Raw genomic sequence first — 18,082 nt, 5'->3', positions numbered from 1 at the left:
CGCCTTCTTCCGCGGCACCTGCCAGCGGGGCATCTACGACAACATGAAGACCGCGGTCGAGACGATCTTCGTCGGGCGCGAGCGCGCCTACAACCGCCGCTTCCTGCAGATGTGCTCGCACTACCTCGTCGAGCCCGTGGCCTGCACGCCCGCGTCAGGCTGGGAGAAGGGGCAGGTCGAGAACCAGGTCGGGCTGGTGCGCGAGCGCCTGTTCACCCCGCGCGTCCGGGTGAGAAGCTACGACGAGCTCAACGCCCTGCTGCTCGACGGGGTCGTCGCCTACGCCAAGGCCCACCCGCATCCCGAGCAGCGCGAACTGACGATCTGGCAGGCCTTCGAAGCCGAACGGGGAGCCCTGGTCCCCTACGCCGGACGCTTCGACGGCTTCCACGCCGTCCCGGCGGCCGTGTCCTCGACCTGCCTGGTGCGCTTCGACAACAACAAGTACTCGGTCATGGCCTCGGCCATCGGTCGCCCGGTCGAGGTGCGCGCCTATGCCGAGCGCATCGAGATCCGCCAGGACGGACGCGTCGTCGCCGAGCACCCGCGGGCCTTCGGACGCGGCCAGACGGTGTTCGACCCCTGGCACTACGTCCCCGTGCTCGCCCGCAAGCCCGGCGCGCTGCGCAACGGCGCACCGTTCAAGGACTGGGTCCTGCCCGCCGCCCTCGAACGGATCCGCCGCAAGCTCGCCGGCAGCGCCGACGGCGACCGCCAGATGGTCGAGATCCTCACCGCCGTGCTCGGCGACGGCCTCTCCGCGGTCGAAGCGGCCAGCGCCGAGGCACTGCGCGAGGGCGTGCACTCGGCCGACGTGGTGCTCAACATCCTGGCCCGCCAGCGGGAGCCGCCCGCGCCCGTCTCGCTGCTGACGCCCGAGAGCCTGCGGCTGCGCCACGAGCCGGTCGCCGACTGTGCCCGCTACGACAGCCTGAGGAGAGCCCCATGATGGAACGTCAGCAGATCCTCGCCACCATGGGCGAGCTGAAGCTGTTCGGGATGAAGGCGGCCTACGACGAGATCATCAAGGTCGCCCTCAAGCGCAGCCACGAACCGCAGCAGATCGTCGGCGACCTGTTGCAGGCCGAGATCAGCGAGAAGCAGGCGCGCTCGATCCGCTACCAGATGACGATTGCCAAGCTGCCCCTGGCCAAGGACCTCGCCGAGTTCGCCTTTGCCGGGACGCCGATCAACGAAGGTCTGGTGCGCGACCTCTGCGGCGGCGAGTTCCTGGCCCACCAGCGCAACGTCGTGCTGGTGGGCGGCACCGGCACGGGCAAGACGCACCTGGCCATCGCGGTCGCCCGGTCGTGCATCCGGGACGGGGCGCGGGCCCGGTTCTACAACGTGGTCGACCTCGTCAACCGGCTCGAGGCCGAGGCGCGAGCCGGCCGGCAGGGCCGCATCGCCGACCACCTCGCCCGGCCCGACCTGGTGGTGCTGGACGAACTCGGCTACCTGCCGTTCGCGCAGTCGGGCGGTCAGCTGCTGTTCCACCTGATCAGCCGGCTCTACGAGACCACCTCGATCGTGGTGACGACCAACCTGGCGTTCGGGGAGTGGCCGAGCGTGTTTGCCGGCGACGCCAAGATGACGACGGCACTGCTCGATCGGCTGACCCACCACTGCGAGATCGTCGAGACCGGCAACGAGAGCTGGCGCTTCAAGAACCGGGCGTGAGGGCGGCCTGTGCGCGGCTCATCCTGGCCCCCTGCTCAGCCCGGCTGCGCCACCCCGACCCGCTTCGCCGGGCTGAGCAGGGGCGTCGCGCATGCTCAACAAGGGGGCCCGATTGGACGCCGATCAGGGGTCCCGTTCCGATGCCGTTTGACAGCGTGTCCGGCTCACGTGCGTGCAGGACCGTGAGCGAAAGCGGGGGATAGCGCTTTTGCTTGCCGATCGGCGGCAGAACCGTGATGCGGCGATAGCGGAATTCGACCGAGGCGGTGACGAGCCGCCCTCGCTGATCGCGAACCTCGATCCGATGAAGGCTGATGACGGCGACCTCATCATCTCGTTGGCGATCGTGTGCTGGCCGTCACCCGGCCAGCCGATCGACGCAGCTGCGCATGATGAGGTGCGTGCCAAGATCATGGGCCAGAAAGAAGAGTTCGTAGATGTCGCTCTTCCGGTCACCGATATGCATGCAACGGTCCGGCGCGGCAAACAGCGATGTGGACTGGCGAAGGCTCTCCAGCCAGCGGAAGCTCTCTCTCTACTCGATCGGTACGTGGTTCGGATTGACCTTGCACTTGACCGCGTTCGCGCCTTTGAACTTCTGCCGCGACCAGAACTTCACCGCCGCAAGCCCGAGCGACAGGCCGTCGGTGGTCACCGCGAGCGAGGCATGCATGAGCAGACCATACAGCGTGTGCATGCGAACCTGACCTGCCTTGTCGCGCCCCGTGGTGACGGTGCGGGTGATCCCGACGGCCTCATGTCTCTCGCGCTGGAACGTGAACTCGGTCGTATCCTGGAGGACCAATATAGGGTCCTCACTGGCCCGCACACGCTCGCGTGTCGATGCGAAGTGACCCGACAGGATCTGCGCCTCGCTGACCCATTCGTCGGAAAAAACAGTATACGACTTTGGTGCTGGCCCAGTCCTGGCAGGCAAATGGCACGCTGGCGCCGAGGCTACGGCCCATATGTCCGACGAGCCGGTGCAGCCGCTGCTCGAGGCGGGCATCGGCAAAAGTGCTACCGACCAGTTTCTCTTCCCACCGGCACCGTGTGGCAACGGGCATGGAACACTTCGTCTTCCAGGAGTTCAAGTGTCTCCCAACAAATCACCGGTGAGGCCGATCCCACAACGCTCCAAGCTTGACCATGGATGTGGGTAAAAGGAAGCGTCACCGAGCGCTTGCGAGCAGACGATCAAACTGGCTCTCACATCTCCGCCCGCAGGGGCCGGCTGAGCAGGCCGGCGATGGCCTCGTCGAGCTGAAGCGTGCCGGCTACCAGGCCGGCCACCGCCTCGGCGACCGGCATCTCGACCCCGCGGCGGCGGGCCAGCGCCACCAGCCCCTGCGCGGTGAGCGCTCCTTCCGCGAGCTTGCCGCCGGAGGCTTCCGCCAGGCTCGTGCCGCGCCCGAGCCGTTCGCCGAAGGCGAAGTTGCGCGATTGCGCCGAGGCGGCGGTGAGCACCAGGTCGCCGAGCCCGGACAGGCCCATCAGGGTCTCTGGGGAGGCGTCCCAGGCGCGGGCAAAGCGCATCAGTTCGGCGAAGCTGCGGGCGACGAGGGCCGCCCGGGCGCTCTCCCCGAGGCCCCGGCCGATCGCCGCCCCGCAGGCGATGGCGAGCACGTTCTTGGCCGCCCCGCCGATCTCGACCCCGCGCGGGTCGCTGCCGTGATAGACCCGGAAGGTCGGCCCGGAAAGGGCCGCAGCCAGATGCGCCGCCAGGGCGCCGTCGCGGCTCGCCAGCGTCACGGCGGTCGGCAACCCGCGGGCGACATCCGCCGCGAAGCTCGGGCCGGACAGCACCGCGATGGGCGCGCCCGGCGCGGCCTCGGCGGCGACGTCGGTCAGGAAGGCGTCGGTGCCGCGCTCGATACCCTTGGCGCACAGGATCAGGGCGGCGTCGGGCCGCAACTGCGGGCGCAAGGCGACCAGCACGCCTCGCAGCGTCTGGGCCGGCGTCACCACCAGAACCGCCTCGGCCTCGGCGAGGTCCGCGGCGGCGGCGGTGGGGCGCACGCCCGGATGCAGCGTCACGCCGGGGAGGTGGCGGGCATTCTCGCGGGAGCGGGCCATGTCGGCGGCACTGTTTGCATCGCGCATCCACAGCACCACCGGCCGCTCGGCGGCGGAGGCTGCCGCGTTGGCGAGCGCCGTGCCCCAGGCCCCGCCGCCCAGGACCGCGATCGGGCCGATGCCAGTCATGATGTCCGTCCGCCGCGGCTACGGGCGGGGCCGCTGCCCGCCAGGGCGCCGGCGAGCCCGAGGAAGACTAGTACGGCTTCGTCGAGACGATTCATGTCAGCCGCGTCGAGGCCGCCGATGTGAACTCCGATCTTCTGCCGCGGCACGGTCGTGATCTTGTCGACCATCAGGCGGCATGGGGCTCGCAGGCCGTTACCGTCATTCGGGATGATGGGAAGTCTGAACAAGGGTGCGTCCGTGGGGTCGGTCGTGAAGGCGCAGATCGTGATGGAATCGGTTGCCGCGAAGGCATCGTCCTGAAGGATGACGGCAGGGCGCGGCTTGCCGGCGTAGTCCTTGCCGCCTGAGACGGTCCAGATCTCGCCGCGGGTCATCGCAGAGCCTGTCAGCGTTCCAAGTCGGTTGAGATCGTATCGATGAAATCCTGGTCGTCCTGCGCCTGGCGGCTCGCAGCGACGGCTTCCGCCTGCCGCTGCGCTTCGCGCCGGAAGGCCGGCGTGCGCACGTCCGGTACGAGGATTTCGATTCGGCGCCGATCCGGACCGGGGTTCGTCCGGCCGGGCGGTCTCGACGGCTTCGGCTGGGACATGGCGTGCCTTCCGGGCTCCCCGATCGTACATCCCGGCGGATCGGCGAACGGGTTTTCGCGAGATGCCGAAAACCAGCCGTCCGAGGATGGCTCAAGCGAACTTACTCTAAGCCGGCGCCGCCCGCCCCGCCACCAGCGGGGAAATCCGCCGCCGTCAGCCGATACAGCCGGTGCGGCCGCAATTCGTGCCCTTCGGGCAGCCCCGGATGGTCGAACCCGCCGACCTCGCTCATGCCGAGGCGTTCCATCACCCGGAGCGACGGCGCGTTCACCGCGGCCGTGTAGGCCACGACCTCGCTCAGGGCGCAGCGGGAGAAGGCGTCGGCCAGCGCCAGGCGGGCGCCGCGCACGGCAAAGCCCCGGCCCCAGGCCGGCCAGGCGAGGCGCCAGCCGATCTCGACCAGGCTGGTCTCCTGCCCGAGCAGCCCCCCGAGGGGCAGCGGCCGGGCCGGGCGCCAGCAGCCGACGAAGCCGCAGAACCCCTCCGGCGCCTCGACCACCCAGGGGCCGAACCCGTCCTCGTCGAAGCGCCGGGCGAGCGCGCGGGCCTCGGTCTGGCTCTCGCGGGCGCTCTTGGGCGCGGGGAAGAACCGCATCACCTCCGGGTCGGCGCAGAGCGCCGCGAAGGGCTCGTCGTCGGAGAGCCGCCAGCGCCGCAGGCAGAAATCCTCGCCCTGCAGGCGCTCGGGCGGCGCCGCCGCCCGCCGCTTGCGCCGCCACAGCAGCGAGCGGTGGTTGAGCGCGGCGAGGTCCTGCCGGCCCTCCAGCACGGCTTCGCCCAGGCTCAGGGCCAGGTCCAGACGCTCGGGCGGCATGTTGGCCCAGGCGGGCGGGGCCACGCTCTCGCGCCAGGGGCCGCCGCAGGCATTGTCGAGCAGGATGCGGGCAAAGCAGTGATTCTGCGAGACCGGCCAGCCCGGATGCGCCGCGGCGGCGGCGGGCAGGCGCTCGTCGACCAGTTCCCGCCAGCGGCGCTGCTGCGCCTCGGTCTCCGCTCGGGTCATCCGGCGGCTTTGTCCTGCACCGCGTCCTTGGCCTGCGCGAAGGGCCAGCGCGGCCGGGCCGGGGCGGTGATGTCGTCGGTGAGGCCGAGGCGCAGCCGCTCGATGCCGGCCCAGGCGATCATCGCGCCGTTGTCGCCGCAGAGCGGCAGGGGCGGGGCGACCAGCGGCAGCCCGGCCTCGCCGGCCTGGCGGGCGAGCGCCCGGCGCAGGGCGCCGTTGGCCGCGACGCCCCCGGCCGCCACGAGCGCGGTCGGGTGGCCGGCGACCGGGCCGAAATCGCGCAGGGCGACCCGCACCCGGTCGACCACCACGTCGACGACCGCCGCCTGGAAGCCGGCGCAGAGATCGGCGACGTCCTGGTTGGTCAGCGGTGCGATGCGCTCGGCCTCGATCCGCAACGCCGTCTTGAGGCCGGACAGCGAAAAGTTCGGCTCGCGCCGCCCGAGCATCGGCCGCGGCAGGGTGAAGCGCTCCGGGTTGCCGCTCTCGGCGGCGCGCTCGACCTCCGGCCCGCCCGGATAGGCGAGCCCTAAGAGCTTCGCCACCTTGTCGAAGGCCTCGCCGATGGCGTCGTCGATGGTGCCGCCCAGGCGCACATACTCGCCGACGCCCTTGACCGCCACGAGCTGGGTGTGGCCGCCGGAGGCCAGCAGCAGCAGGTACGGGAAGGCGAGGCCGTCGGTGAGCCGGGCGGTCAGCGCGTGCGCCTCGAGGTGGTTGACCGCGACCAGCGGCTTGCGCGCCACCAGCGCCAGGGTCTTGCCGGTGACGAGCCCGACCAGCACGCCGCCGATCAGGCCCGGCCCCGCCGCGACCGCGATGCCGTCGAGATCGGCAAGCCGCATCCCGGCATTGTCGAGCGCCCGGGCGACCAGCCGGTCCAGCACCTCGACATGGGCGCGCGCCGCGATCTCCGGCACCACCCCGCCATAGGCGGCGTGCTCGGCGATCTGGCTCAGCACCTCGTTGGAGCGGATCGCGCCGCGCCCGTCCTCCTCCACCGTCACGATCGCGGCCGCGGTCTCGTCGCAGGTGGTTTCGATCCCGAGGACGTTCATGGTGGGGGCATGGTCTCGCGAGGGGGCTGGCACGCCGCGCGGCGGCCGGTATGGTGCCCTCCAGATAACCCGCCGGGCAGGACCGGCAAAGGGGTCGGATGGATGGGGTGGGGCGCATTGAGGCGGGACGCGTGACGCGGGCGACGGATAGCGGGACCGCCCTCGGGGTCTGGGTCGCGCGGCCGCTGCCGGCCGGCGCGCGCACGGCCGGGCGCGTCGCGGCCCTGGGTCACCGCCCGCTCCTCGCTCCGGTCCTCGATCTCGCGCTCAGCGGCGCGCCGGCGCCGGACGGCCCGTTCGATGCCCTGGTCCTGACGAGCGCGAGCGCGGTGCCGGCACTCGCCGGCTCCCCGCTGGCCGCGCTTCCGGCCTATTGCGTCGGCACCCGCACGGCTGTCGCCGCGCGGGTGGCGGGGCTCGGGCCCGTCCACGAGGCCGGGGGCGACGCCCTGGCGCTGGCCGACCTGATCGGGCGCGCCCTGCCGCGCGGGGCGCGCCTCCTCCACGCCGCCGGGCGCGAGCGCAAGGACGAGCCGGGCGACACGCTCGCCGCCCGCGGCTACCGGCTCACGGTCTGGGTCGCCTACGCGGCCCGGCCCCTGCCGGTCCTGCCGGAGCCGGTGGCCGCGGCGCTTGATGCCGGCACCCTCGATGCCGCGCTGCATTATTCCCGGCGCAGCGCCGCGACGGCGTTCGGTCTCGCCCGCGCGGCCGGGCGGGAGGAGGCGTTCGGCCGCCTGGCGCATCATTGCCTGTCGGCCGACGTGGCCGCGCCCCTGGTCGCGGCCGGGATCCTGTCCCATGTGGTCGCGACGCGGCCGGACGAGGAGACCCTCCTGTCCGGCCTGCACCCCATTCGACAGGACAGTGACGCAGAGGCGTCGCCGGCCCTTCGCCCGGGCCAGGAGCGATGCTAAGGGACGATCAATCGTTGCGCGGCCCGGGCGGGATCCTGCCCCGTGGTCGCGCCCACGCCGAGCCGATCAGGCCGCCTTCCGGCGCGCCCCGGCCCGGACCCACTGGTGAGGATCTTCGGCCGTGACCCCATCCGACAAGGACCAGAAGGATTCGCGCAACCGTCCCGGCGGCCGCGGCGGCAACCCGGCGGATGGGCCGATCATCGACCTGAAGGCCACCCGCGTCGCCGATGTGCCCAAGGACGCGTCCAAGGACGCGCCGAAGACCGAGCCCGGCAAGTCCGAGCCGGGCAAGCCGTTCGAGGCGTCCAAGACCGAGGCGTCCAAGACCGACGCGTCCAAGACCGACGCCGTGAAGCCCGGCGTGACGGCTCCTGTGACCGGGAAGCCCGGTGAGACGCCGAAGACGGCCGAGGTTCCGAAGCCCGGCACCACGGGCGCGACTGGCGCGACCGCGACCTCGGGATTCTCGGGCACGGCACCGAAGCCCGGTGCGACCGGCGCGACGTCTGGCCCTGCCTCGACCTCGGGCGCCTCCGGTGCCCCGGCACCGAAGCCGGCCGGCGGCGCGACCGGGGGCGCCGCGACGCCCGTCGGCGCGACGGGGGCCACCTCGTCGAAGCCCGGCGAGATCAAGCCCGGCGCGACGGCCTCCGCGACGGCCTCGGCCGTCTCCCCGACCGGGAGCGCCCCGAAATCTCCGACCGGCACGGTGGTCACGGGCCCGGGCAGCGGCCCGCTCAAGGTCGGCGAGACCAAGCCGGGTGACGGGAAGCCCGTGACGCCGGTGGCCGGTGCGACCGGTGGCGGCAAGTCTCCGGAGACCGGCAAGTCTCCGGAAACAAAATCCCCCACCGCCGGTACAGGGGCGACGACCGGCGCCGCTTCGGCGGGCTCGGCCCCCAACCCGGCCGGCGCCACCGGCGCGAAGCCCTCGGCGGTGCCGCTCTCGACGGTCCCCAAGACCGGACCCCAGTCCGGAGGGACGACCGCCTCCGGCGCGACCCCGCCGAAGGATGCCCCAAAGTCCGAGGCCGCCAAGACCGCGAGCACCACCACGAGCACAGTCCCGGCGACCGCGGCCTCGCAGACCCGCTCCGGTGCCGGCTTCGGCTCGGTGCTGGCCGCCTCGCTGCTCGGCGGCGTGGTCGGCGCGGGCCTGCTCTACGGCGTGACGACCTATGGTCCGGCCTACGGCATCAACCTGCCGAAGCCCGCGGCGCCGCAGACCGATGCCGCCGGCACGGTGCCGCTGGAGCAGCGCCTGGCCGATCTCGCGCCGCGCGACAGCGTCCAGGCCCTCGACCGCCGCATCGCCTCGCTCGAAACGAGCGTCCGCCCGCTGCCCGACGCCGTGCGGGCGGCCGACGCCGCCGCCAAGGCCGCGAGCCAGCGCGCCGACGAGGCCCTGCGCAAGGCGGACGCTGCGCCCGCCACCGGCCAGGCGGCACCCGCCGCCCAGGCGCCGGGCCAATCGCCGAATGCCGCGCCGAGCGCCGGCATCGATCCGGCCCGCCTCCAGGGCCTGGAGAAGCAGATCGCCGAGCTCCAGAGCCGCCCCGGCGGGACCGATGCCGGCCTGCGCCAGCGGGTCGACGGCCTCGCCCAGGCGGTGACGGCGCTCCAGGGCCGCGGCGACGGCGCCGAGCTGCGCGGCCGCCTCGACGGGCTCGACAAGGGGCTGAAGGCGATCCAGGCCGATCTCGGCACCCGCGCGGCGGCCGAGGAGCAGGCCGACAAGGCGCTCGGCCAGCGCATCGACGAGTTGCGCACGGCCCTCGACAGCCGGGCCAAGGCCGCCGACCAGCGCTTCGACGGGCTTCAGCAGGGGCTCGACGCCCGCACCAAGACCGTCGACCAGCGCCTCGCCGACCTCGCCAAGGCGGTCGAGGGCCGGGCGGAGGCGAGCAGCGTCCAGGCGGCGCTCCGGGTCGTGGCCTCCGACCGGATCGCCAGCGCGCTGGCCTCCGGCGCGCCCTATGCCGACGCCCTGGCGACCCTGAAGCAGCTCGATCCGGGCCAGGCCGGGGCGCTCGCGCCGCTGGAGCCGTTCGCCCAGAGCGGCGCGCCGACGGCGGCGTCGCTCGCCCAGAGCTTCCAGCCGGTCGCCGCCAAGCTGAACGCGGCGGCTTTGGCCGCCCGGCAGAAGGCGGTGGCCGAGCGCGGCAGCATCACCGACCGGCTGACCAGCATGGCGGAATCGATCGTCTCGGTGAAGAAGGTCGGATCCGAGGGCCCGACCCCGGCGCCGAGCAAGGCCGGCGATCCGACCGAGGCCGGGGTGGCGAAGATCCAGGACGCGCTCGCCCGCGGCGCGGTGGCGGAGGCCGCGCAAGCCTTCGACGCCCTGCCGGAGCAGACCCGCAAGGACGCCGCCGAGTTCGGCCAGCGCCTGAAGGCCCGGGCCGCGGCCGGCGAGGCCGCCCGGGCGCGCCTGGCCGCCGCCTTCGCGGCCATCCAGGGACCGGCGACCCGCTGACGCCCGCAATGCGGCCGCCCGTCCGGGCGGCCGCCGTGATCTCTCGGGGCTCGCTCAAAGCCCCCTCGCGCGCCCCTCGCGGCAGCGCGGCTTTCTGGAGTTGATGGACAGATGTGGCGCGCACTCGCCTTCCTGGCTCTCCTCGCCCTCGCCGCCTACGGGGCGGTCTGGCTCGCCGACCGGCCCGGCGTGGTCACCGTGACCTGGGGCGGCTACGAACTGGCGACCAGCCTCGCCGCGGCGCTCGTCGGCGTGATGGTCCTGGCGGTGGTGCTCGGATTCATCTGGGCCTTCGCCCGGGGCATCCTGAACCTGCCCGAACGGCTGACCCTGTCGAGCCGGCGCCGGCGCCAGGCCCGGGGCTACAACGCCCTGTCGCGCGGCATGGTGGCGGTGGGCTCCGGTGACCCGATCGCGGCGCGCCGCCATGCCGGCGAGGCCGAGCGCCTGCTCGGGCCCGAGCCGCTGGCCCTGCTGCTGACCGCCCAGGCCGCCCAGATCTCCGGCGACCGCGCCGGGGCCGAGCGCGCCTTCCGCCGCATGGTCGACGATCCCGAGACTCGGGTGCTCGGCCTGCGCGGCCTGTTCGTCGAGGCCCGTCGCCAGGACGACGAGACCTCGGCCCGCGCCTACGCGATCGAGGCCGCCCGTCTCGCCCCGAGCGTGACCTGGGCCAACGAGGCGGTGATGGAAGGCCAGTGCGCCGACCGCGACTGGTCGGGCGCCCTCGACACCGTGTCGAACCGCGCGGCGCTCGGCATCTCCGACAAGGCGGCGATGCGCCGCCAGCGCGCCGTGCTGCTGACCGCCAGCGCCCTCGACCTGGAGGCGGGCGATCCCGAGCGGGCCCTCGCGCAGGCCCGCGAGGCGGTGAAGCTCGCCCCCGACCTGGTGCCGGCGGCCGCGGTGGCGGGCCGTCTCTTCGCCCGCCGCGGCGACCTCAAGCGCGGCGCCAAGGTGGTCGAGGCCGCCTGGCGCGCCAACCCGCATCCGGACCTCGCCCGGGTCTATCTCGACCTGCGCACCGGTGATTCGAGCCGCGATCGCCTCGCCCGCGCCGAGACCCTGGCCCGGATCTCGTCCTGGCACCCGGAGGCGCGCTTCGCCATCGCCCGCGCGGCCCTCGACGCCCGCGAGTTCGGCCGTGCCCGCGACGTGCTCGCCCCGCTGCTCACCGACCAGCCGACCGTGCGCGCCTACGAGCTGATGGCCGAGATCGAGGAGGCCGAGACCGGCTCCAATTCCGGCAAGGCCCGCGAGTGGCAGGCCCGCGCGGCCCGCGCCCCGCGCGATCCGGCCTGGTGCGCCGACGGCCTCGTCACCGACCGCTGGGCGCCGATCTCGCCCGTGAGCGGCCGCCTCGACGCCTTCGTCTGGCAGACCCCGCCGGACCTCCTCGGCCGCGCCCACGGCACGGCGCACGAGCCCGCGCCGGGTGCCGCGAGCGCGCTCAACGGCGCCGAGCCGGCCCCGAAGCCCGGCCACGGTGCCGCCCCGGTCGGCACGATCCCGTCCGGGACCGTGACCCCGCCGGTGATCCCGGTCGCCGCGAAGGTACCGGAGGTGGTCGGGCCGGGGCGGTGAGCCCGCCGGTGCGACCCCGGGGCGCTTGATAGCTCTCCAGATCGAAACTCACCGCGTTGTTCCGAGCCCTCTTGTACGGCTCCGGAATGACGCGAAGGGTCGTCAGGATTGCTGAAGTGTACCGACGGTCGTTGAAAACGACTTTCGGTTCCGGTCTCGGATTATCGTCAAGCCTGTGCTTTGGCACTGAAAATTCCAGATGGGGCAACGGCCTGACGCTTCAGCACCTTAGAGCCTGTTTGAGCAGGATTTCCACCCAGGACTTGAGGCGAGCGGAATCATCCTACCCTCTAACCTCATCCTGAGGTGCGAACGAAGTGAGCCTCGAAGGAGGGCTCCAGGGATCGCAGAGGCTTCTGGAGCCCTCCTTCGAGGTCAGTTGATTTTCAATCGACTAACACCTCAGGATGAGGTGGAAGGGTAGGATATCTCCTAATTCTTCTCAGTTTTTGTCAAATCACTCTGCTCAAACAGGCTCTCAGGTTGCTGAGATAAGTCGAACAGGCTCACCGCGGATCCGGCGAACTTGCGCCATTCCGCCGGTCGGCGGTCCCTACGATGCGAGAGATGGTACGAGGCCGCGGATCGTCATACCGACGGTGGCCGCCGGGCTTTCCGACGAATGTCGCTGCTCTCCGAGGCTCGAAATCGTCAGCTCAGCCCGCTCCATGGCGAGGCCGTGATCCGATGTCCGGCCACGGTCCCACGACGCGGCGTCAGCCGACTTTACGCCGGATAATCCACCCCGATCAGCGTCAGCCCGCCCGAGGGCGCCAGCGGCCCGCAGCGGGCGCGGTCGCGGGAATCGAGCACGTCGCGCACGCCCTGCGGGGTGAGCCGGCCGCCGCCGGCGAGCATCAGGGTGCCGACCATGCCGCGCACCTGATGGTGCAGGAACGAGCGCGCGGCGGTGACGACGACGATCTCCTCGCCCTCGCGCGTCACGTCGAGCCGGTCGAGGGTGCGCACCGGGCTGTTGGCCTGACACTCCGCCGCCCGGAAGGCGGAGAAATCGTGCCGGCCGAGCATCAGCTGCGCCGCCTCGTGCATGAGGGCGGCATCGAGGGGCCAGGGCACGTGCCAGACGAAGCCGCGGGTGAGCGCCGGCGGGGAGCGGCGGTTGAGGAGGCGGTAGCGGTAATGGCGCTTGATCGCCGAGTGGCGGGCGTCGAAATCCGGGCCTACCTCGACGGCCGAGATCACCGCCACCGGCTCGGGACGGAGATGGGCGTTGGCGGCGTCGCGCACCGTATCGGTGCGCCACGGCTTGTCGAGATCGAGATGGACGACCTGATGCGTGGCATGCACGCCGGCATCGGTGCGCCCGGCGCAGTGAACCCGCACCGGCCCGCCGGCGAAGCGGGCGATGGCCTCTTCCAGCGCCTGCTGCACCGAGCGGTCGGCGGCCTGGCGCTGCCAGCCGGCGAAGGCGGTGCCGTCATACTCGACGACGAGCTTGTAGCGGGGCATCAGGCGAGGGCGGTGCCCGGCTCGAGCCGCCGGCCGCGGGCGAAGTCGTCGAACGGCATCGCGCCCTTGCCCGCGGGCTGGACGGTGACGAGCCGCAGGGCGCCCGCGCCGCAGGCGACCGTACCGGCGGTGTCCAGCAGCGTGCCGGGCTCGCCCGATCCGTCGGCGAGGCGGGCGCGGAGCACCTTCACCCGCTCCGGCCCGCGGCCGAGATCGGCCATCAGGTAGGCGCCCGGGAACGGCGACAGGCCGCGCACCCGGTCGTGAAGGTCCTTCGCGGGTTGCGACCAGTCGAGCCGCGCCTCCTCGTTGGTGATCTTGTGGGCGTAGACGACGCCCTCCGCGCTCTGCGCCCGGAATTGCAGGTTGCCGCGCTCGAGCGCGCCGAGCGCCCGCGCCATCAGGTCGGCGCCGAGCGGCATCAGCCGGTCGTGCAGCTCGCCGGCATTCATGTCGGGGCCGATGCCCAGCCGCTCGACCATGCCGACCGGTCCGGTATCGAGGCCCGGCTCCATCCGCATCACCGCGACGCCGGTCTCCGCGTCGCCCGCCATCACGGCGCGCTGGATCGGCGCGGCGCCGCGCCAGCGCGGCAGCAGGGAGGCGTGCAGGTTCAGGCAGCCCAGCGCCGGCGCGTCGAGGATCGCCGGCGGCAGGATCATCCCGTAGGCGACCACCACGGCGACGTCGGCCTCGTGAGCCCGGAAGGTCTCGGCGGCCTCCTCGGTGCGCAACGTCGTCGGGGTCAGGACGGGGAGCCCGAACTTCTCCGCCAGGGCCTGGACCGGCGAGGGCCTTAAGGACATGCCGCGACCCGCCGGCGCGGGCGCGCGGGTATAGACCGCCACGACCTCGTGGCCGCCGCCGACGATCTCGGCCAGGGTCGGCACCGCGAAATCCGGGGTGCCCATGAACACGACCTTGAGCGACATCCTACGCGGCTTCGCGCTTGGCCGCCTTGGCGAACTTCTTCATCACCCGGTCGCGCTTGAGCTTCGACAGGTGGTCGATGAACAGGACGCCGTTGAGGTGGTCGATCTCGTGCTGGATGCAGGTGGCGAGCAGGCCGTCGGCCTCCTGCTCCACGGTCTCGCCGTCGAGGGTGCGGAAGCGCACCCGCACCCGGTCCGGGCGGACGACCTCGGCATAGTAATCGGGGATCGACAGGCAGCCCTCCTCGTAGGGGCGGGTCGCTTCCGAGGTCCAGACGATCTCGGGATCGAGGAGCACGAGGGGCTTGCGCTCGTCCTTCTCCTTCGAGGTGTCGATCGTGACGATGCGCACCGGCTCGCCGATCTGGATGCCGGCCAGCCCGACGCCGGGGGCGTCGTACATCGTCTCCAGCATGTCCTCCGCGAGCTTCCGCACGTCGCCGGTGATCGTGCCGACCGGGGCCGAGATCTCGCGCAGGCGCGCGTCCGGCAGGATGACGAGGGGACGGATGCTCATTCGGGCGCCAGCAGGATCGGGGGACGGGGCGCCGCGATGGTGCCCCACAAGGTTCCGGGAGATAAGGATTTGTCTCTTCCGGGTCAAACCCCGATGGTGGCCGACGCTAGAGCACTTCACGATCACGTTGCAATCGCGAAGCTCTCTAGGTCGTTGATTTTGCCGCATTTTCTGCGACGAACCGGTATCCACTTCGTCGGAAAATGCTCTAGAACGCGGTGCGCTGGCGGATCGCCGCCGACAGGGTGCCCTCGTCGAGATAGTCGAGCTCGCCGCCGACCGGCACGCCGTGGGCGAGCCGCGTCACCTTGATCGACAGGTGGGTCAGCAGCTCGGTGACGTAATGCGCGGTGGTCTGGCCGTCGACGGTGGCGTTGAGCGCCAGGATCACCTCGCGCATCTCCGGCGCGCTCACCCGCTCGACCAGGCGGCTGAGGTTCAGGTTCTCCGGCCTGACCCCGTCGAGGGCGGAGAGCACGCCGCCGAGCACGTGGTAGCGCGCCGTCACGGCGCCGGAGCGCTCCAGCGCCCAGAGGTCCGACACGTCCTCCACCACCACCAGCATCGAGGGGTCGCGGCTCTGGTCGCGGCAGATCGTGCAGGGATCCTGCGTGTCGACGTTGCCGCATTCGTGGCAGACCACGATCCGGTCGGAGGCGACCTTCATGGCGTCGGCCAGCGGCGCCAGCAGCGTCTCGCGCTTCTTGATGAGCTGGAGGGCGGCCCGGCGGGCCGAGCGCGGCCCCAGGCCCGGCATGCGGGCCAGGAGCTGGATCAGCCGCTCGATCTCGGGGCCCGCGACGGCCTGGGGCATGGGGTGTGGGACCTTCGTGGTGTGCGGTACGCAGGACGCGGAGGCGCCGGAATCCCCTCTCCCCGCGGGCGGGGAGAGGGCCGTGTCTCCGTGCAGGAGACGCGGCAAGCGCAGGCGTAGCCGGAGCGGGGGTGAGGGGGGGCTCGACGGGAGAGACTCTTCCGGAAATACCCCCTCACCCTTGGCTGCCGCCTCGCTGCGTTCCCTGGACGGGAACACAGCCCTCTCCCCGCCCGCGGGGAGAGGAGAATGCGCACGATCCGGCGCGCGAAACTCTGGGCCGACTAGAAAAAAGCTAGAACGGCAGCTTCATGCCCGGCGGCAGCGGCAGGCCCTTCGTCAGGTCCTGCATCCGCTCCTGCGCGGCCCGCTCGGCCTTGGCCTTGGCGTCGTTGAGTGCGGCGACGATCAGGTCCTCAAGGATCTCTTTCTCGTCCGGCACCAGCAGCGAGGCATCGAGGGTGAGGCCCTTCACGTCGCCCTTCGCGGTCATCGTCACCGAGACGGAGCCGCCGCCCGAGGCGCCGGTGACCTGCACGCCGTCGAGTTCGGACTGAAGGTCGGCCATCTTCTGCTGCATGGCCTGGGCCTGCTTCATCAGTCCCATGATGTCCATGGCGGCGTCCTCGCGGTGTGAGTGAGACAATCGTCGGCGTGATGTGGGGTGCCGGCCGCCCGTCGGCTACCGGCTACGGATCCGGATCGTCGGAATCCGGGGGCGCCGCGTCGTCGAGATCGGGCGGATCGGACGCCTTGTCGCGCACGTCGACGATCTGGGCGCCCGGAAAGGTCTTCAGGACCGCCTGCACCAGCGGATGGCTCGCCGCCCCCTGGTGCCGGCTCTTCACCGCGGCCTTGGCCTGGGCGTCGAGCGTCGCCTCGCCGGTCTCCTGCGACAGGGCCACCACCCAGCGCCGCCCGGTCCAGGCATGGAGCGCGTTGGCGAGGTCGGTGGCGAGCGTCGCCCGCCCGCCCTCGGCGAGACGCAGCTCGATCCGGCCGTCCTCGAACCGGACGAGATGGGCGTCGCGTTCCAGCGCCATCTTGAGGCCGATGTCGCGGCGCTCGTCGGCGAGCGCCACCACGTCCTCGAACCGGCGCAGCCGCGGGCCGCTCTCCGGCTTCGCCGCCGCGGCGGCCTGCGGGGCTGGCGCCGGCGGCACCAGGGTCGGGCGCGGCATCGCCGGGGCGGGGGCAGGCGCCGGCGGCATCTCGGGCCGCACCTCCGGCAGGGCACGCAGGGCCGGCGCCGCGCCGCCCACCGCCCGCATCGCGGTGACCGGTGCGGGGGCCGCCTGCATCGCGGGAGCCGCTGCCCGGGCGGGCGGGCTCGCCAGCGCGGAGGCGCCGGAGGGGGCGGGGCCCGGCGCCCGGGCCGGCAAGACGAGGCCGCCGCCGTCCCGGACTTGGCGCAGGGCCTCGTCCGGTGTCGGCAGGTCGGCGGCGTAGATCAGGCGGACCAGCGCCATCTCGGCGGCGGCCAGCGGCCGGGTCGCGGACTGGACCTCGGGGATCGCCTTGAGCAGGATCTGCCAGGCGCGGGATAGGGCCCGGACCGAGAGCCGGTCGGCGAAGTCGCCGCCGCGCACCCGCTCGACCTCGCTGAGCGAGGTGTCGACGCGGGCCGAGTCGGGTGCGAGCTTCAACCGCGTGACGAGGTGGGTGAACTCGGCGAGGTCGGACAGGACCACCGCCGGGTCGGCGCCGGATTCGTGCTGCGCCCGCAGCTCCGCGAAGGTGGCCGGCACGTCGCCGCGCATCGCCGCCTCGAACAGGTCGACGACCCGGGCGCGGTCGGCGAGGCCCAGCATGTCGCGCACCGTCTCGGCGGTGACGTGGCCGGCGCCATGCGCGATCGCCTGGTCGAGGAGCGACAGCGAATCGCGCACCGAGCCTTCCGCCGCCCGGGCGATGGCGGCGAGCGCCTCGGCCTCGGCCGAGACGTTTTCGGCGTCGCAGATCTTCTGGAGATGGGCGATGAGCGCCCCGGCCTCGACCCGGCGCAGGTCGAAGCGCTGGCAGCGCGACAGGATGGTGACCGGAACCTTGCGGATCTCGGTGGTGGCGAAGACGAACTTCGCGTGCGGCGGCGGCTCCTCCAGCGTCTTCAGGAAGGCGTTGAACGCCTTCTCGGACAGCATGTGGACCTCGTCGACGATGTAGACCTTGTAGCGCGCCGAGACCGGCGAATACCGGATGCCGTCGATGATCTGGCGGACGTCGTCGATGCCGGTATGCGAGGCGGCGTCCATCTCCAGCACGTCGATGTGCCGGGATTCCATGATGGCGGCGCAGTGCAGGCCGAGCGTGGGCAGCCGGATCGTCGGCCCGGCATTCGGGTCGTCGGGAAGCGCGTAGTTGAGGCCGCGGGCGAGGATGCGGGCGGTGGTGGTCTTGCCGACCCCGCGCACGCCGGTCAGCATCCAGGCCTGCGGGATGCGGCCGGCCTCGAAGGCGTTCGCCAGGGTGCGCACCATGGCGCCCTGGCCGATCAGGTCGTCGAAATCCTTCGGGCGGTACTTGCGCGCCAGGACCCGGTAGGCGGGCGCCGGCTGCCGGCTCTGCGGCTGGCTCGGGGCCGCACCGAACCCGGGGAGACCCGGCTCGTCTATCGAGGGCGTGCCGGAGGTCTCGTCCATGCGCTCGCAGGGTCGTGAGGCCGGCCCCCGGGAGGGGGCGCACGCGCTCCTGAAAGGAAAAGGGTGGGAGGCTGGACGAAAACCCGCTCGGTCTCGTTAGGGCTGCTTCCTTCCGGACCTGACCCGGTTGGCGAGTGAAACGTCCCTCGCCAACCTCCCGAGGCCTATATGGCGGGACGCCGCCGGAAACGCAA

Annotated in this window: 17 protein-coding genes, 1 other RNA gene and 1 pseudogene (1 of these 19 cut by a window edge); 5 read left to right on the top strand and 14 right to left on the bottom strand. The window is 72.4% G+C overall.

Annotated features, from left to right (window positions below; translation table 11 throughout):
• Both istA and istB read left to right on the top strand, forming a co-directional pair.
• Positions 1-943 (top strand): annotated as a pseudogene (istA, locus tag F1D61_RS22785) (IS21 family transposase); its annotated part reaches 551 nt to the left of the window's first position; the annotation flags it as partial.
• 5 nt (positions 944-948) lie between these two features.
• Complete coding sequence (gene istB / locus F1D61_RS22780) at positions 949-1,680, top strand: IS21-like element helper ATPase IstB (protein WP_203158950.1); 732 nt, start codon at positions 949-951, stop codon at positions 1,678-1,680.
• Positions 1,681-2,215: 535 nt separating this feature from the next.
• On the opposite strand, the gene F1D61_RS22775 is transcribed toward istB, so the two are convergent.
• The 7 genes from F1D61_RS22775 to tsaD form a co-directional block, all read right to left on the bottom strand.
• Positions 2,216-2,485, bottom strand: a complete 270-nt coding sequence (locus tag F1D61_RS22775) for a hypothetical protein (protein WP_203154385.1) — start codon at positions 2,483-2,485, stop codon at positions 2,216-2,218.
• Between the two features lie 10 nt (positions 2,486-2,495).
• A complete protein-coding gene (locus F1D61_RS35435; protein ID WP_203154384.1) occupies positions 2,496-2,747 on the bottom strand; it encodes an IS4/Tn5 family transposase DNA-binding protein in 252 nt (83 codons plus the stop codon).
• 142 nt (positions 2,748-2,889) lie between these two features.
• Positions 2,890-3,885, bottom strand: a complete 996-nt coding sequence (locus tag F1D61_RS22765; protein ID WP_203154383.1) for an NAD(P)H-dependent glycerol-3-phosphate dehydrogenase — start codon at positions 3,883-3,885, stop codon at positions 2,890-2,892.
• On the bottom strand, positions 3,882-4,259 hold the full coding sequence (locus F1D61_RS22760) for a type II toxin-antitoxin system PemK/MazF family toxin (RefSeq protein ID WP_203154382.1): 378 nt from the start codon (positions 4,257-4,259) through the stop codon (positions 3,882-3,884). The genes F1D61_RS22765 and F1D61_RS22760 overlap by 4 nt, the downstream gene beginning before the upstream one ends.
• 11 nt (positions 4,260-4,270) lie before the next feature.
• Positions 4,271-4,474 (bottom strand): antitoxin MazE-like protein, encoded by a 204-nt coding sequence (locus F1D61_RS22755; RefSeq protein WP_203154381.1) that lies wholly within the window; start codon positions 4,472-4,474, stop codon positions 4,271-4,273.
• A gap of 101 nt (positions 4,475-4,575) precedes the next feature.
• The gene (locus tag F1D61_RS22750) at positions 4,576-5,478 is read right to left on the bottom strand and encodes a GNAT family N-acetyltransferase (RefSeq protein WP_203154380.1); all 903 of its coding nucleotides are present in this window, start codon (positions 5,476-5,478) and stop codon (positions 4,576-4,578) included.
• A complete protein-coding gene (gene tsaD / locus F1D61_RS22745) occupies positions 5,475-6,536 on the bottom strand; it encodes a tRNA (adenosine(37)-N6)-threonylcarbamoyltransferase complex transferase subunit TsaD (RefSeq protein ID WP_203154379.1) in 1,062 nt (353 codons plus the stop codon). The genes F1D61_RS22750 and tsaD overlap by 4 nt, the downstream gene beginning before the upstream one ends.
• 131 nt (positions 6,537-6,667) lie before the next feature.
• Between tsaD and F1D61_RS22740 the strand changes: the two genes are divergently transcribed.
• The 3 genes from F1D61_RS22740 (at position 6,668) to F1D61_RS22730 (ending at position 11,516) form a co-directional block, all read left to right on the top strand.
• Positions 6,668-7,453 (top strand): uroporphyrinogen-III synthase, encoded by a 786-nt coding sequence (locus F1D61_RS22740; RefSeq protein WP_246775480.1) that lies wholly within the window; start codon positions 6,668-6,670, stop codon positions 7,451-7,453.
• A gap of 121 nt (positions 7,454-7,574) precedes the next feature.
• Positions 7,575-9,932 carry a COG4223 family protein gene (locus tag F1D61_RS22735; protein WP_203154377.1) on the top strand — a complete coding sequence of 786 codons (2,358 nt, stop codon included), beginning with the start codon at positions 7,575-7,577 and terminating at the stop codon, positions 9,930-9,932.
• A gap of 111 nt (positions 9,933-10,043) precedes the next feature.
• Positions 10,044-11,516, top strand: coding sequence for a heme biosynthesis protein HemY (locus F1D61_RS22730; protein WP_203154376.1), 1,473 nt, complete (start codon positions 10,044-10,046; stop codon positions 11,514-11,516).
• Positions 11,517-12,242: 726 nt separating this feature from the next.
• Here the strand turns inward: F1D61_RS22730 and truA are convergent.
• The 7 genes from truA to ffs form a co-directional block, all read right to left on the bottom strand.
• A complete protein-coding gene (gene truA, locus F1D61_RS22725; protein WP_203154375.1) occupies positions 12,243-12,986 on the bottom strand; it encodes a tRNA pseudouridine(38-40) synthase TruA in 744 nt (247 codons plus the stop codon).
• Positions 12,986-13,918 carry a methionyl-tRNA formyltransferase gene (gene fmt, locus F1D61_RS22720; protein ID WP_203154374.1) on the bottom strand — a complete coding sequence of 311 codons (933 nt, stop codon included), beginning with the start codon at positions 13,916-13,918 and terminating at the stop codon, positions 12,986-12,988. Before fmt ends, truA begins: the two co-directional genes overlap by 1 nt.
• Position 13,919: 1 nt before the next feature.
• Positions 13,920-14,435: a peptide deformylase gene (def, locus tag F1D61_RS22715; protein WP_203154373.1), complete on the bottom strand. Its 516-nt coding sequence runs from the start codon at positions 14,433-14,435 to the stop codon at positions 13,920-13,922.
• A gap of 208 nt (positions 14,436-14,643) precedes the next feature.
• On the bottom strand, positions 14,644-15,249 hold the full coding sequence (gene recR / locus F1D61_RS22710) for a recombination mediator RecR (protein WP_203154372.1): 606 nt from the start codon (positions 15,247-15,249) through the stop codon (positions 14,644-14,646).
• 295 nt (positions 15,250-15,544) lie between these two features.
• Positions 15,545-15,865, bottom strand: a complete 321-nt coding sequence (locus tag F1D61_RS22705) for a YbaB/EbfC family nucleoid-associated protein (protein WP_203154371.1) — start codon at positions 15,863-15,865, stop codon at positions 15,545-15,547.
• A 73-nt stretch (positions 15,866-15,938) separates the two neighbouring features.
• Positions 15,939-17,888 carry a DNA polymerase III subunit gamma/tau gene (locus F1D61_RS22700; RefSeq protein ID WP_203154370.1) on the bottom strand — a complete coding sequence of 650 codons (1,950 nt, stop codon included), beginning with the start codon at positions 17,886-17,888 and terminating at the stop codon, positions 15,939-15,941.
• 62 nt (positions 17,889-17,950) lie between these two features.
• Positions 17,951-18,047, bottom strand: an RNA gene (ffs, locus tag F1D61_RS22695) — signal recognition particle sRNA small type.
• Positions 18,048-18,082 lie beyond the last annotated feature (35 nt).

Origin of the sequence: Methylobacterium aquaticum (genome assembly GCF_016804325.1) — a bacterium.
GTDB classification, from domain to species: Bacteria; Pseudomonadota; Alphaproteobacteria; order Rhizobiales; family Beijerinckiaceae; genus Methylobacterium; species Methylobacterium aquaticum_C.
This window is presented reverse-complemented; position numbering and strand designations above follow the sequence as displayed.

Bases quoted from the DNA above. Each gene is read 5' to 3' on its own strand.
- istB (WP_203158950.1), top strand. From the start codon at position 949: ATGGAACGTCAGCAGATCCTCGCCACCATGGGCGAGCTGAAGCTGTTC.
- F1D61_RS35435 (WP_203154384.1), bottom strand. From the start codon at position 2,747: ATGCCCGTTGCCACACGGTGCCGGTGGGAAGAGAAACTGGTCGGTAGC.
- F1D61_RS22765 (WP_203154383.1), bottom strand. From the start codon at position 3,885: ATGACTGGCATCGGCCCGATCGCGGTCCTGGGCGGCGGGGCCTGGGGC.
- F1D61_RS22760 (WP_203154382.1), bottom strand. From the start codon at position 4,259: ATGACCCGCGGCGAGATCTGGACCGTCTCAGGCGGCAAGGACTACGCC.
- F1D61_RS22755 (WP_203154381.1), bottom strand. From the start codon at position 4,474: ATGTCCCAGCCGAAGCCGTCGAGACCGCCCGGCCGGACGAACCCCGGT.
- F1D61_RS22750 (WP_203154380.1), bottom strand. From the start codon at position 5,478: ATGACCCGAGCGGAGACCGAGGCGCAGCAGCGCCGCTGGCGGGAACTG.
- tsaD (WP_203154379.1), bottom strand. From the start codon at position 6,536: ATGAACGTCCTCGGGATCGAAACCACCTGCGACGAGACCGCGGCCGCG.
- F1D61_RS22730 (WP_203154376.1), top strand. From the start codon at position 10,044: ATGTGGCGCGCACTCGCCTTCCTGGCTCTCCTCGCCCTCGCCGCCTAC.
- truA (WP_203154375.1), bottom strand. From the start codon at position 12,986: ATGCCCCGCTACAAGCTCGTCGTCGAGTATGACGGCACCGCCTTCGCC.
- fmt (WP_203154374.1), bottom strand. From the start codon at position 13,918: ATGTCGCTCAAGGTCGTGTTCATGGGCACCCCGGATTTCGCGGTGCCG.
- def (WP_203154373.1), bottom strand. From the start codon at position 14,435: ATGAGCATCCGTCCCCTCGTCATCCTGCCGGACGCGCGCCTGCGCGAG.
- recR (WP_203154372.1), bottom strand. From the start codon at position 15,249: ATGCCCCAGGCCGTCGCGGGCCCCGAGATCGAGCGGCTGATCCAGCTC.
- F1D61_RS22705 (WP_203154371.1), bottom strand. From the start codon at position 15,865: ATGGACATCATGGGACTGATGAAGCAGGCCCAGGCCATGCAGCAGAAG.
- F1D61_RS22700 (WP_203154370.1), bottom strand. From the start codon at position 17,888: ATGGACGAGACCTCCGGCACGCCCTCGATAGACGAGCCGGGTCTCCCC.